At 37.4% G+C, this 15,174-nt stretch carries 12 protein-coding genes; 1 reads left to right on the top strand and 11 read right to left on the bottom strand.

The window, feature by feature from the left end:
- Positions 1 to 73 precede the first annotated feature (73 nt).
- From T357_RS0118800 to T357_RS0118785, 4 genes are all read right to left on the bottom strand, one after another.
- Positions 74 to 730, bottom strand: coding sequence for a hypothetical protein (locus T357_RS0118800; RefSeq protein WP_031556147.1), 657 nt, complete (start codon positions 728 to 730; stop codon positions 74 to 76).
- Between the two features lie 524 nt (positions 731 to 1,254).
- Positions 1,255 to 2,388, bottom strand: coding sequence for a 2-methylaconitate cis-trans isomerase PrpF family protein (locus tag T357_RS0118795; RefSeq protein WP_044917438.1), 1,134 nt, complete (start codon positions 2,386 to 2,388; stop codon positions 1,255 to 1,257).
- A 55-nt stretch (positions 2,389 to 2,443) separates the two neighbouring features.
- Entirely contained in the window at positions 2,444 to 2,866 is a 423-nt protein-coding gene (locus T357_RS0118790; protein ID WP_031556141.1) for a VOC family protein, read from the bottom strand.
- A 17-nt stretch (positions 2,867 to 2,883) separates the two neighbouring features.
- Entirely contained in the window at positions 2,884 to 5,238 is a 2,355-nt protein-coding gene (locus T357_RS0118785) for a hydratase (RefSeq protein ID WP_031556139.1), read from the bottom strand.
- A 175-nt stretch (positions 5,239 to 5,413) separates the two neighbouring features.
- Between T357_RS0118785 and T357_RS0118780 the strand changes: the two genes are divergently transcribed.
- Entirely contained in the window at positions 5,414 to 6,259 is an 846-nt protein-coding gene (locus tag T357_RS0118780) for a LysR family transcriptional regulator (RefSeq protein WP_031556136.1), read from the top strand.
- A 210-nt stretch (positions 6,260 to 6,469) separates the two neighbouring features.
- Here T357_RS0118780 and T357_RS20725 read toward each other — a convergent pair whose 3' ends face one another.
- The 7 genes from T357_RS20725 to T357_RS0118735 form a co-directional block, all read right to left on the bottom strand.
- A complete protein-coding gene (locus T357_RS20725; RefSeq protein WP_049962563.1) occupies positions 6,470 to 6,988 on the bottom strand; it encodes a DUF6465 family protein in 519 nt (172 codons plus the stop codon).
- A 186-nt stretch (positions 6,989 to 7,174) separates the two neighbouring features.
- A complete protein-coding gene (locus tag T357_RS0118765; RefSeq protein WP_031556131.1) occupies positions 7,175 to 7,738 on the bottom strand; it encodes a hypothetical protein in 564 nt (187 codons plus the stop codon).
- Positions 7,739 to 7,953: 215 nt separating this feature from the next.
- Positions 7,954 to 9,219, bottom strand: coding sequence for an AAA family ATPase (locus T357_RS0118755; RefSeq protein ID WP_031556128.1), 1,266 nt, complete (start codon positions 9,217 to 9,219; stop codon positions 7,954 to 7,956).
- A gap of 171 nt (positions 9,220 to 9,390) precedes the next feature.
- On the bottom strand, positions 9,391 to 10,416 hold the full coding sequence (locus T357_RS0118750) for a DNA polymerase beta superfamily protein (RefSeq protein WP_031556125.1): 1,026 nt from the start codon (positions 10,414 to 10,416) through the stop codon (positions 9,391 to 9,393).
- Positions 10,417 to 10,422: 6 nt separating this feature from the next.
- Positions 10,423 to 11,052 carry an HD domain-containing protein gene (locus T357_RS0118745; RefSeq protein WP_031556121.1) on the bottom strand — a complete coding sequence of 210 codons (630 nt, stop codon included), beginning with the start codon at positions 11,050 to 11,052 and terminating at the stop codon, positions 10,423 to 10,425.
- A gap of 10 nt (positions 11,053 to 11,062) precedes the next feature.
- Complete coding sequence (locus tag T357_RS0118740) at positions 11,063 to 11,776, bottom strand: metallophosphoesterase family protein (protein ID WP_031556117.1); 714 nt, start codon at positions 11,774 to 11,776, stop codon at positions 11,063 to 11,065.
- A gap of 229 nt (positions 11,777 to 12,005) precedes the next feature.
- A complete protein-coding gene (locus T357_RS0118735) occupies positions 12,006 to 14,930 on the bottom strand; it encodes a TM1812 family CRISPR-associated protein (protein ID WP_031556115.1) in 2,925 nt (974 codons plus the stop codon).
- Positions 14,931 to 15,174 lie beyond the last annotated feature (244 nt).

The raw sequence follows: 15,174 nt of genomic DNA, 5'->3' as shown, positions 1-15,174 counted from the left end.
CAATTCTTGCATATTTACCTCCGTGAACTTGAAGTTGTCGAACTCTTCAGTATATAAAACTCTAACTGCTAATTTACCTCACTGAAAAAATAGTATTTTTTTCAAACATTCCGATTGCAAAGCCCATTTTCATAAAAAGTGGCATATTCTCATAGGCCTGAAAGCTGGTTCTTTTCAGTAATTCTTCCAATGTAAGCTCCTCATAGTATCCGTAGGGATTTGCCACAGTGATTTTATCATTTGGAATGTCAGCCCCAATGATTAAAGAATAGTGTAATGTCCATCCATTCCCATACAAAGCTGCCCATTCAAATGGAACTGGTTTTCCTGACGCCAGGGTATCGTACATAATATCGATAAACTCAGTATTCTTTACATACTTATGAATTTCTGTAACATATTCAGGAAATTGTTTATTCATCTCTTCACAGAACTTATCTCCTGTAGAAGTCACTATGGTCCCATATTTCTCATACAGGCTGTCTTCTGTAATATCACCACCATCACATGCAGAAAACATCTCAATAACAGCATAGCCACATGATATATGCTGCTTAATTACTTCTACATCATCAATTATTAATGCTTTTTGATACTTAGGATTTGTATAGAATGATGAATAATCATTCTGGGTATGTTTCGTTTTAATATCAGATGACACCAATAAGATGAGTGTCACACAAATAATTCCGCTTAAAATACATCCTACCATTTTTAAGATTTTATTCATTATTTCTCACTTACATAACACCGATTTATCTATTGCATATGCAAATAATCATACTACAATCCTTGGTACAATCACAAACTGATATTGACTTATATCTTTAATAAATATATAGTCAGAAAAAGGAAGCAACCAGTCTGATTGCTCCCTCATAAATCTAAATAATCATAGAATACCCATATTTACAGAAAAAATTTCAAACTCTCCCCTGTTTCCCATATTGCAATGCTCATTGCTTATATAGGGTTTTGTTCATTTTTTGGATTTTTTCTCAAAATTAGTGCGTTTTTTTGGTTTTGAACATTTTTTGGGAAAACCAAAAAATAATGAACATTTGGATTTTAATCTATAAACCCTTATAATTACAGGCTTTGAAGAGTTTTGTTCATGTTACATAAAATCTACAAAACCATGATAGCTATCTATACATTAATATAATAGTTTTGTTTATTTTTTACATAAAAATAGTGTTGTATGTATTATTCAAAAATGTACTTTTTTGTGTGCTGAAGAGGAATCGTAAAATGTCATCTGATATAAACATATCCGTCCATTATCCTTCTGGCGGTACGTGTAACACCACCCTTCAGAACTTTCTCTCCGTCCATCTTCATATCAACTTCAGTGACTCCTGAAGAGTGTCCCAGACGGATAATATCTCCTGAGATTTCCTTTACTATTTCATTTACGATAGTACCTTTTATCATAGCGGCAGCTCCTGTTGCAACAGCAACCGTCATGGGATATGCCTTATGAAGCTGTCCAACAGAAACTGCACGTACGCAGATATCCATTTTTTCGCCGGAAACATTGGAACCGTCCATATTAACATAATCCTGAGAAGGACTTACAATTGAAACCTTCGGGGCTGATGTAGCTTTTGTCCGAGCCTCCATATAGTCTTCAACAAAACCGAATTTCACAGCAGCCATACCGCGTATGCGTTCAATATGTTCCATAACATCTTTGTTATTATTGAGCTCCGTAAGTTCAGTTCCTTTGATACCCAGGTCTGTTGCCTTGATAAACACTACAGGATTTGAACAATCAATTACAGTAACTGTTGCAGGACCATATCCGGGTACATCAAACACCTCCTGCTTTTCTCCTGTCGGGAATAGTTTTCCGCTTCGGGATCCTGAAGGATCTTCAAAATACATATCGATACGGGATCCTGTTCCGGGTACACCCTGAACTTCCTCATCGCCATACATGCAGGCATGGCCATCCTTGACTCTTACATGCTCTTCTATCACCTTATCGGTGTTAGTGTTATATACACGAACTACCGTGATTGGTTCCACTGCTTCAACCAGTCCCTCATCGATGGCATATGGACCTACAGCAGAAGAGATATTGCCACAGTTTGCGGAACCGTCAACTCGTGGAATCTTAATGTCTACCTGTCTGAAAGTATAATCCACATCAATCCCGGGGCGGTCTGATTTTTTGATCACTGCAATCTTGGATGTAGACGAAACGGTACCTCCCATTCCATCAATCTGCTTTACATCAGGTGTACCCATTACCTTCATGAAGATTTCAGGCCACTCCTCTTCATTCTCCGGAAGATCTTCCTGATGGAAGAAAACCGCCTTGCTGGTACCACCGCGCATAAATACACATGGAAATTTTCGCTGTTTCTGATCTAATGCTGACATTAATCTGTCCCTCCAAATAATCTTAATCTATAAACTAATGCTTTATGGTATTGTCCTATCCTACAACCGGGATTTCCTCCAGATTACTTTCTTTATAAAACGGAGCCTTTTTAACCGTTATATGGATACGGAACCCATTGATCTCTTCTACAAGGAAAATGAGCTTTATTGTCTTTCCGTCCTCATCATAACGTGCTGTATCATAATCCATGGTATAGCCCTTAGACTCAAGGTATTGTATGGCAAGAGGCATATCATTGACAAAAAATCCCAGATGTCCCATGGTGCCCTTTCCCATCTTTTTCATAAGCTCCATCTTGTTGTCTTCAGTAAAATATGAGGCAGGTATCTCACGATAGTTCCTGTATCCGAAAACATCCGAGAAGAATGTTCTCATTTTTTCGCCTTCTTCCTCGCTTTGGGCATTAATGCCCACATGTCCAAATTCAAATTTCAGATCCTTGAAATCCATAGCCATTCACCTCTCTTATTCCTTTAATTCAATCCAATATCTTCCCTGTAGGAATTTATCATTGAACCTGCCAGAAGAATCTTCTTCTCAGAATCAGTCACATCCTTAAGTTCCAATGTCATCTCACGTGTGCTTCCATCGGTACCAATGATAGTCGCCTTAACCTCAGTTTCGTTGTTCATAACAGCCTTCCTGATATCCGGTAACCATACATATTCTCCAACAGACAGGTTGATATTGTCATCCGGATATGTGAACGGAAGCATGCCCCAGTTCACACAGTTGCTGCGATAACGTTTTGTTGCATAATCTATACAGATATTTGCAAGACCGCCGAGAACCTTCTGACATGATGCAGCATATTCTCTTGCCGAACCATCTCCCGGTCTCTTGGCGTAAAGCACTGAACCGATACCTGTTGTTATCATAAGATCACTGAGGACATTCTCATCAGAAGCATTTATTCCTACAGCTTTAAGTACAGCATAGAACTCTGAGGCCTTTTCCTTATCCCCCTTAAGACGTGCCTTCTCATACGCCTGGGTATCCTTTGCATTAGGCACATAGGAAGGATCCTTTCTCTGAAGTGTGAATTCTGAGATCTTGTAAGGATTAGACCTGTAGGAAGCTGTTTCCCCTGATGGAATGAGCTCGTCAGTTGTAGTCACTTCATCACGGATCACAGATGCCACACGAAGGAGCAGATTGTCTGTTAATGCTGACATTTCCGGCCAGTCCTTTATTGCAGGACCATACTGGATTTCTGTCTCCGGTTCTTCTTTTCCAAACCCGTTGTAAACTACATTCTCATACAGCTTTTCATTGAACTCATATTCCGGAACCTGCATTGCTTTGAACACATCCTGAATCTCTTCTGCAGATGTAAGCATTCCACCGTTAAATGCAGTAGCCGCGATTGACTTTGAGTCCATAAGTGCAGCACTTGCAACCTGCCCCTGTCCCGGCTTGCTGCCTTCACGGTTCGGGAAGTTTCTTGTTGAATGTCTTATGGTAAATGCATTGTTTTCAGGACAGTCAGATGCTCCAAAGCAAGGTCCACAGAATGCAGTTTTCACACGTACGCCATGAATCATCAGGTCATTCATCACACCTACTCTGTTAAGCTCAACCATTATAGGCTGGGAAGCAGGATAAATATTGAATGGGAACTGTCCTAGACCGTGGGCTGCAGCTTTTGCAACTGCATCAACGGCATAGATATTTTCAAAAGAACCGGCAGCGCAGCCTGCGATGTTGCCTTGGTCAACACGTATACGGCAGTCTACCGTAAATCCGTGTGTGAGGACTCCTGCGCCAGAAGCATTATCGGAAACAGGAACTATCTTGCTCTTAATGTCAGGATGGATGTCAGGAGTATTTTCAAATGTGCTTACTGCCTGTTCTTCTATCCAGTCTGCGTATTTCGCCGGGTTCTGAATCACTTCCCTTAGCGGAAATGCGTTAGAAGGGTGATATGGCAGAGCTATCATAGGCTCGACAGTATCCAGATCGATCTCAACAACTGCATCGTAAAGGGCTGCATTACCGGGCTTAAGATGTTTATAATCCTGCGGTCTCTTGTGTATTTCAAAGTATTTTTTTACTTCATCATCAGTCTCCCAGATAGATGAAAGACATGCTGATTCTGTTGTCATAGTATCGATTCCGTTACGGAAATCCATGGACATGGAATGTACACCGGGCCCGATAAATTCAAGTACTGCATTCTTCACGAATTTGTTCTTAAATGTTGCACCTATAAGGGTAAGCGCTACATCCATGGGACCTACCCATGGCTTTGGAGTTCCGTGAAGGAATACGGCAATAACCTTCGGATACTTTATCTCATAGAATTTTCCGATCATGGCCTTTGCAAGCTCGGGACCTCCTTCACCTATGGAAACAGAGCCCTGTGTGCCATATCTGGTATGGGAATCGGAAACTATAGCCATATCTCCTGATTTGATCAGCATTTCACGCATGTATTGATGGATGACCGCTTCATGAGGAGGTACAAATATGCCGCCATATTTATGGCAGGCTGTCTCCGCATATTTATGTACATCTGTATTTATGGTTCCTCCAACAGCCGCAAGACAGTTGTGGCAGTTTGTGAACACTGTTGGCATTGGGAACTTCTTAAGCCCTGATGCAACGGCAGTCTGAAGTATGCCGACATAGGTATTATCATATACTCCCATTTCATCAAACCTGATCAGAAGATTTTCCATATCTTCCGACTGGTTATGTGCCTTCAGCACCCTATATGTAAGAGTTTCCTTTTTTGCATCCTCAGGATTTATCTCAGGGTGCTCCTCAACAGAAGCTATAACTTCATCATTCAGGATAAGTTTTTTTCCTTCATGTAACTTGATCATGTATAAATACCTCCAGCGATAATGATTTTTCATGTAGCTCTTTTTCTATTTCTATGATAAAGAACTTTTTACATTCTGTATAATTATTATTTATTATCATTTACGATTCTGTTTGGGAATGATAAAATTTAAGCAGAGGATAATTGAACCAAATTCAAATCTTACGGGTGATATTATGGACGAAAATGATATCGAGATATTTAGAACATTAATAAAAGAAAAAAATGTAACCAGAGCATCTGAAAAGCTCTTTGTCACTCAGTCATCAGTCACAAAACGCATACAAAGAATGGAAAATGAACTGGGATGCACTCTGTTTATACGCACAAAAAAAGGTATAATACCAACTCCGGTTGCTGAAAAGATTCTTTCAGATCTATGCAATGTGCAGGATATTTTAAAAAAGGTCAAGAATTACACGCTTTCCTCGGAGGGAATTATAGCGGGAACTCTTGACATAGGGGTTTCTATTAATTTTGCAAGATATAGCCTGCCTAAAATACTAAAAAACTACATGACAAAATATCCTGATGTTGATATCAAAGTATTGACCGGTCATTCAACAAATCTTTACAGTAAGCTCTCAAACAACGAAATTAATATAGCTATAATACGTGGTGATTTTTATTGGGAAGAGGGATCTATATTGTTATCAGAAGAACCGGTCTGCTTTGTTGCATCTAAGGATCCTCAAAACACACCTATTAATAGTTTGCCAAATATAAGCAGAAATACTGATCCATCCCTTGAAAAGAGTTTGAAGATCTGGTGTGAAGAAAACAATATAGGAAGATCTAATTCAACACTATATATTAATGATATATCAACATGTCTTGAGATGGTCAAAAACGGTATTGGTTGGGCACTACTTCCCGAAGTATGTCTAAAGAATTTTGACGGATATATAAAACCGCTTTATCTTAAAGATGGCACAGCTTTAACTCGTAAGACTTATGTCCTTTATAAGAATGATTATTATGATCTTCCTCAAGTAAAATTATTCATTGATTCATTATTATGATCGCAACACAATTAATCTAAGTAATACTTAAAATCAAAATGTCTAAAAAAACCGGTCTCTAACTTCTGATTAGAGACCGGTTCCTATATTGCAATGCAATTTTAACACTATAGGGTTTTGTTCATTTTTTGGATTTTTCATCAAAAAAATTTTTTTGGTTTTTAAATTTTTTTTGGTTTTCTAAATTTTGAACTTTTTTTGGGTTTTTGCTTAAAGATCGATTGTGAAATCCGGATTACCGAATCCATCAACAGTGAAGTAGATTTTCTTTTCTTCAATGTTTACAAATGCCTCGATCCTTTCAGCACTGATATATGGATGCTTATTGAGATACTCTAAAACTCTTGCATTGATGCTTTCTTCAGTGAACTGCTTTCCTGCATATTCAAACATGGTTTTGGCGAAATCAAATTTCTTTTCAGGAGCAGCCTTTGCAGGTGTCTTTGGAGCTTTTACAGTTTTCTTGGCTGCTGTCTTTGCAGTCTTCTTTGGTCCTCTCTTTGCAGGAGCCTTCTTCTCTACAGCTGCCTTTGTATCATCATTTTTAACTTCTGCAGCAGCATCCTTCTTCTTTGTTGCAGTTTTCTTTGCCGGCTTCTTAGCGGCGGTCTTAGGCTTAGGCCCTCTCTTCTTTGGAGCAGCCTTTGCAGGTGCTTCAACCTTCTTTTCTTCTGCCGGCTTTTCTTCTGTCTTTGGCTGATCAACTACTTTTACTTCCTCGTTTTCCATACTGGTTACCTTTCTTGAAAAGTTTAAATTACTTGATATACTTATTTATTATTATAAATATGAATAAATTATTTTTCCATAGAAAAGATAAAGTATTTTTTATTTTTCGCAGTAATATATGATGATAAATATACTTCCTGTAGAATGCAAGAAAAGGAACCCTTTCGAATTCCTTTTCTCTTTTTTTTACAGCAATCCATTCTTAAGTTCTTGTAGAACCTGTTCCTGTATTCGATATTTTTCTTCAAGCTCCGGGTTAAGCGCTATAAGTGTATTCGTTATCTTTTGACTTTCTGCTTCTTTCTCTTCTTCTGTTAACTCCTCATAACCGTATTCCGCGGCGTCTTTGTATTCCGGATGTTCTTTGTATAGTTTCTCCCAGTACTCATCCTCTTCCCGGTCCTCTTCCGTTGTCAACCCCTGTTCCCGTCTTTCTTTTTCTGCGGCTAGACACTGCATCAAAAGCCTCATCCTCTGTCTCTCGTTTTCAAGACGCTCTTCGTAGGGTATTCTCTTTGTGTACTCTCTCTCGTAGGCAAGTTTCTTTTCCGATACTCTTCTGTTTAAAGCAATCATTTCTTCAAATGTCATGCCTTCCTGGCCGGCTTTTATTCTGATTTCGTCTCTGTTGTAAATGGCATGTACTTCGTCTGCTACTTTTGAGTATTCCTCCCAAAGTTCTGCAAGTACTCTTTCATCTTCTTCTCTCTTCGCATCTCTTTTTTCTGTTATCGATTTCATCTTTTCCATGGCATCCCCTCCTGATGTTCAAAGAATAACACCGGGAAGAAGAGTTGTCTCTGAACCTGTAGTTTAAAAAAACTCCAACAAATACGGAAAGAGAGGGACCGTCGTCCCTCTCTTTCAACTAAACCTTCTTGATTATACATTTCTTATCATTGAAGGCCATTGCATACTGTAAACGGACAGTATAGCCCTCGTATTTTAACTGGCTTTCATATTTCTTATCTATTATAAACATTATCCACCTTGTCCTTAAAGAATTCCCAAACCTCCTGTCGAAATACAATCTGAACAGATCTGTTTGGTATTCTCAAAGGCATGAGGGGCGGACGACCTGTAACGGCTTTTGTAAGATATCCCGTTTCTACCAGTGCAGACCACAGATTTGTTCCGTTTTCATGAATCCTGTGATATGGAACAAACTCATTTACAGTGCAATCTATGGTTCCTCCTGCCAACAGTTGCTCAAAGCTTTCATTCGCGCCGGATGTTTTTCCAAAAAAACCGTGAATCAAGTTAATGGAAGTTTCTGATGTATTCAGCCAGTAGCTCTCAGGCCCTCTGTCATCATCATAAGTTCCATCCAGAACTGATTTTACATATAACAGTACATCCCATGGACAGTACATCTTGTCACGTCCGAACATATATCCATCATACCACTCAGCAACGGTATCATACCGGTCTGACAAGCCTGCATCTGCAAGTAGTTTCTTCACATCATCATCTGTGAAGCCTATGGATGATGCATATATAGGTGACATAACTGTATATGGCATTATGTTGTTGACACCGGTATAGGTACTGTTCTTCACTGTGTATAGACATCCGGACAGCAGCACTGCTTTTACATTATCGTTGGTTTTGCAAATGAAGCTCAGCATATGCTCTATCATGTCTCTTACTTCATCGTAATAAGGCGTACCTAGAGCTTTTGCCATTGGGACATCGTATTCGTCAATGATGACAAAGACCTGCCTCCCATAATGTTTTCTCATTATTTGAGCGAGTAAAGCAACAGACTGAATAGTATCTTCCTCCCCCATTTCTTTCCTTTGTAGTTTGACAAAGAATTCTTTATGAAGATCACTTATTTTCTCACTTTCCAGCAATTCTGCACAACTATCATAAGTAGTTGCTATGGCAATTTGAAAGTTTCTGAATACCTTCTCGAAACTATCTCCGAACACTTCTTTCAGGGATATAAAAATCACAGGATATTGGTTCATGTATTTTTCTACAACATCTGTGTTCTCCATGACCTTTAACCCGGCAAAAATTGATTCACTTTTCTGTCTTATGTCCAGAAAGTCTCGGAACATGGTCATGGTCAATGTTTTTCCGAATCTGCGAGGGCGCGCAAAAAGGACAGCTTTATCAAATCGTTTTATAAGATACTCTTCAATGATTTCTGTCTTATCAATGTAATATGAATTATTTTCACGCAGATCTCGAAAACTATCGTATGAAGATCTAATGCTTAGCATCAATTTTGCCCTCCTAACGAAGCATGTTCCTCGTATATTATTTATACTAACATCTTATAGCAATTCATGTTATTTCTCAACAACTCCCCTATAAGCAAACGGTCGATTCTGCATCGTAATAATGTCTCTGTGTCCAAAATGCATATCAGCGGTAAAATAAACCAGTATCTCTCACACCTTCTTCACGACTCTCTCATTTACCGACATCACAAATTCGTTGATTCTCTCATAGTCCGGTTCATCCGGAAGACTTGTGTTAGCCCTTGCGTAATCCAAACGCTTTTCATAATCGTTAACCATTTCAAAGAATTCCGCATTAGGCTTGCCGTCTTCACCTAGATATTTGCCATCCCTGATATCCATCAGAAGATCATGCTCCTTCTCTCTATAGGTTACAATCTCCTCTCGCTCCAGGATATCCAGACACATCATATAAAGTCTGATAAGGTGCATACTGTGCTTTCCGATTTTATTGTGAGTCAAGGCCTTTTCGTTTCGAACGCCTATTTTGGCATAAGCCTTCACCGTATTTTGAAGCTCATTCCACATACTGCAATAATCCCGTAGAGGATAGTGGCTGAGCTTTACATCCATGAATATTTCTGTGTCATATCCTTCCTGAACGGCTTTATCGATATACAGCTTTAACGAATCTCCGGGGACAGATGAATATCTGGAACTGAAGTCCGTCCTCATATGTTCTAATGTCTTTAGAATATGCTTTTCAAGCTCTGCCTGCTTCATGTGACTTGCTGACTTCTGCTGAAGCCTGTACAACTGCTGGTTTGCGTATCCTCCAAAGGAATGTACCGCCTTCTTTGACAGAAACAGTTTTTTGTTATCAAGTAGTTCCTGTCCAATCGGAGAAATATAAAGATAATGCTCCGGCTTTAAGCCCAGCATTTCGACCGTATTGGGGTTCACGTTCAAAAGGAGTGAGATCAGCTTGTTGAATGAATAGATTACCGTATCAGTCCCCTCATTGACAAACTGCTCAAAATTCGTGTTAGTTAGGATTTCAGCCTTAGTATTCAGGGCACATCCCCGCACGTCAAGGTCAGACTTAGCATTACTGGTTCCATATGCATGAGAACCACCTAATCCAAGTAATATCACCCTATTTCCAAGATGCTCATTTGTTCTTAAAAAATCATATTCACTTGAGGCAACCTTTGCCTTGATCTCTTCTATTTCCATAATCATCTACTTTCCAGCTAATATCTGCTCTTGCAGATAGTCCGCATATCCTCCGGATAATTTCTGACAGATTTCTATCCTTTGCTCTATAACCGGAATCATCACATGTGCCCTGGCATCTGCAACCTGAAGCAGCATAAGTTTCTTGTACTCCTCAAGACTCACCATTTCAAGATGCCGCCTAAGATGTTTCATTCTCAGGCTCACATGCTCATCATGATATCGCACATAATATACAAGCCGTTTCTGATCCTCAAAAAGCAGATTTGCTCCATGCTCATACAAAGTGTTTAATATTTCATCCTGTACAATTTCCGCACTTCGCTCCGGGTGACCATAATAATGCATGTTCTCATCATCAGGTCTGGAACCTGCCACCTGACAGTCCGGCTTTCCTATATCATGAAGTAATGCTGCCAGATAGAGCATATCATCATCCATATTTCTGTCCAAATTCATGACTGTATGAATACAATGCATCCACAAATCATACTGATGTGCATGGTTTTTCTGATCAAAATCAAACATGACCCTGACCTGTGGTATAAGCTCTGCGATTTCTTCCCTGTGGCAATCTATCTCTTCAGCTGACTCTGCCGTTTTCAATAAATTAATCAAATCTTCGTAACTTATCATATTAACCTTGCTATAAATTCATTTCCCTTGCTTCTTCATGTTTTTTAGTTACAGTATCCACAATATACAGCTTCTGATTTCCATAGGGATCCCCATTTGAATATGTCGAAAAAAGATCCAACGTCAAGATTCCTCCAAATTCTAAAGGTTCTGCCACAGGTGTATGTCCAACAACCTGAAAATAGATATCATCTCTGAACATCCTGTAAAAATCAGACTGTGGTCTCGCCCATATTGGTGAGCTATTCTTCCATAATTCATGTTTCCCCATAAGATTGATTTTTGCAAGAATTTCATCAATCTCTTTCGTCTGAAAACCGCACGAATGAAATATAAATTTTTCAGTAAGTCCTGCATGACTGAAAAGCACATCATCAATTCTATGAACAAACTTATATCTATATTTAAGAACATTCTCCAGTCTGGTTATCCCCTCAATAACAGTCAATCTTGCCTGTACAGAATAGCCGGATTCCATAGCATCCCATAAATAAGATACATCATGATTTCCATAACACCATAAAGAATTACAATGTTTCTGTGCGAACTCTTCTGCCCTTTCCAGAGTCTGCCTATACGCATCCAGATCATCTCCTTTTCCCCAGTCATCCACCAAATCACCAAGAATAACAATGTCATCATAGCTATCTGCATCTATTCTGTCAGCAATATCAAAAATCCAGGGCTTTAAATGAACATCCGGAATCACAAGAACTCTACTCATTTCAAAACTCCTATAATCAAACTGTTTCCCATATTAAACACGTATTTATATAAAGTCAGTATAAAGCCTTGGGTATGCCATGTCACTTAACTTGTGGTTTAAAAAATCTCAAATAAATAAGGAAAGAGAGGGTCCTTCATCCCTCTCTGTTACCTCTCAATATATCATCATCCGATGTTTTGAATGACTTGCTTAGCACATAAAGGTCATCAGCCCTTAGATGGCATAATTAATTATCAGATTCACATATCCTCAAAAGTGTTTTAATAACTATTTTCAGACATTCTGAATTCAAAGCAACTGCTCTATCATCTTTCGAAACGTAAGCATGATTTGAAAAATTTCTCTGTTCTTTGCAGACTGAATAAATATATAGTAGTTTCTGAATATCTTCATAGCGCATATTAGAGGTTATATGTCCTGAATCAAATGCATCCTTGATGAAAAATTTTTCACTCTGTTTTTCACTATACTTTATTTTCAATGAGTTTGATAATTCACTATATTTGAATAAATCGGATAATTTTTCATCAATAAAAAGTCCTTCAATAAGAGCGTCATAGTCCTCTTTGGCCTTTGCAAGATAAACTGAATTGCTACAATCAACTGCAACAGAAACGATTTTATGTAAAGTTCTTACAATTATATCTTCCAGAGATTTCAGATTTTCACTTATTTCTACTATTTTTTCTTTTTTATCTTTATCATAACACTTACCACGCAGTGCCAGATGCAACGTACTTGTATACTGGTTTGAAAAATGAAACTCTTCATTTAATTTGAATTTATTAAATCTTTTTTCAAATAACCTATTCAAATCATCTTCAGATACGGCTGCAAAACTTCTATGTTTATTAATCAAATCCCTATATTCTTTAATCAACTCTGTTACTTTACACGCAATATCAATTAAGTCATCTGTAATCTTAGCTTCCGGAATACCTTTATAATTACGAATACTATCCCATTTTTCTGAAGGAATAATTTCTTTCAATTCACCAGATTCCTCTATCATTTCCAGTATTTTATCAATTCTTGATTTATTTACCCAATCCTTAAATTCCTGTAAATGAGCTATAAAATAGTAATGCTTTTCATAATTTCCTATATTTTTATTGGAAAAATTTTTATTATGGGAGATTTTTCCTGTTACAAATAAATATAAAGGCAACCTTTCTGCAACAAACGTTAATGCTTGTTGTATAAATGATTTGTTCAAACACCATTCAATCATCTGTGGCAAGTTTACAGAATTAGCTCCATCTTCTTTCAGTTCTTCATCAACTACAACTGCTTTTAAATCTTTATATACAGTTTGGTTTAATTCATTCAAAATCAATTGTAATACATGATTAAAAATTGATATTATCGCCGGAATATCTTTCTTTTTATATTTATCTGTAAACTCTTCAATTATACTTTTTAGATTGTTCTTACCATAAAAATCATCCAAGATCAGCGTCGATCTGCATAACTGGATATCATCCGATATCTTTTTTAATTTATCCAATGTTATTTGAACATCCTGCCTCTGATCAGGTGTTAAATCTTTCAGGTATCCCTCCACATAACGTTGTAAACTATTAGTTCTTCCATAATTTACAAATTCATCCGCTATACCTGTAATCTGTGCTGTATCATAAACATCCTTCGTATTTACAATCTTTGTTGGATTCTGATCATTATTTTGATTCTGATCATACACCATGCTGGTTATCTCTTTGATATGAACATTTTCATAATAATTCTCTAACGTTTTTGTTAGTGAAAGAAGCATAGTAAGTACATATCTAACTCCACCATTAGATTCAATAAAAATATTAATATTTCTATTATCTTCAGCCATTTCCAACAACTTATTATATATTTCGAAAACTGTTGTTGAAACATCATCCTTTGAAGGCTCATCTTTGATTTCAATATCTATAAATTCAGTATCTTTTACATACTCTCCAAGGAATTCTTCTATTTTTTCTTTTAAATAACCAATATGAGAATATGTTGTAGCACCTATTGATATCTTCCCTGTTCTGACTTCTTCACTTTCAATAAATAGTATTGCGTTCAATTTTTCGCCTTTTTGTCCCAGACGATTTGCAATAGATTTTATTGGAGCTTCATTTGTCATCTCTCCGTTATATAGCTTACTTTCTTCATCTTTATATATTTTGACACGTCTTTTTTCTGAAACCTTACTAACATTTGTAATTAGTATATTAACCGTGTCTGATGGTGTTTCACAATCAGTATTGATTGTTAAAGATTCTATTAGATTTATGTCCTGATGCTCTCTTTTTTCATCATGTGAAGAAGAATCTTCTTTATCTTCCTGTTTTGATTCAGGAATATCATTCCTTCCTGAATCAGCTAATTCCTTAAGTTCGCTTTCTTCAAGCTTTTTTGCCTTCTCGGAATATGGTACATCCGATTCATCCAACTGCATTCCTTCAGCAAGTTTCTGATAATGAACCTGGTATATTCTATGAATCAAATCCTCTAAAAATGCTTTTTGGGAAAGACTTGCCTCCTGATAGACAGCTCGAACATATATATCTAATTTCTTTTTAAACCCGTCTGTTAACTCATATCCTTCACGATCAAGTCTCTCAAAAACCAATTCCGGAATATTGCTTTCATCGACCTCAGGTATGAAGACCTTATACCCACACATGTAATTATAAAGACGATAATCTTGTTTGTTATAATCTTTAATCGCTTCAATATCCTTTGTTGTTGTACAAAGGACAACAGTCTGAGGCCAACCATCTTTTTCAAGCTTATCAAGACAATCAAACAGAAGCTCCGGTGAAGCTGCCTTGAAATTTCTGACTATTCTCACCTTGCTTTCTGCCCTGACTTTTTCAATACGTTTTTTACCGTATAATTCCTCCTCACTAATCTCAGCACAGATATCGGGGAAAAACATCTCTAGAATTTCTGCAAGAACGTATCCGAATTTATAAGCAGTTTCGTAGTCTACCGCGCAAATAATAACATTTGGATTAAAGGCAGCACCTATGTTCATTCTGTTATAGATTTGAACAACTGCCTTACTCAGATACTCCAACTTATCATTTGAAACATATAATTTGCGCTTGGCCAATTCTTCTGTCAAAATCTCATTGATATCTTCGATTCTTTTATTTTCCGACATGTTTTTTCTCCGCTTATTAACAACTATTACCAATGGTACTTGGCAAGCTTAAGCTGCGATCAGGTCCATCGTGTAAATGAAAAGTTACTAAATAAATACTAACATATCTTCATCTGCATATAAACATATTAAGCTTTTCAGAAATTCTTTCATGTCCGTGAAATCCAGGATCTGTGTCCAAAATGCATATCAGCGGTAAATTAAACCATTATCTCTCACACCTTCTTCACGACTTATAGCTCAT

The sequence above is a fragment of the Oribacterium sp. FC2011 genome, from assembly GCF_000701645.1.
Taxonomy (GTDB): domain Bacteria; phylum Bacillota; class Clostridia; order Lachnospirales; family Lachnospiraceae; genus Oribacterium.
Note: the sequence above shows the minus strand (reverse complement) of the source record. Positions and strands in the feature narration are given on the sequence as shown.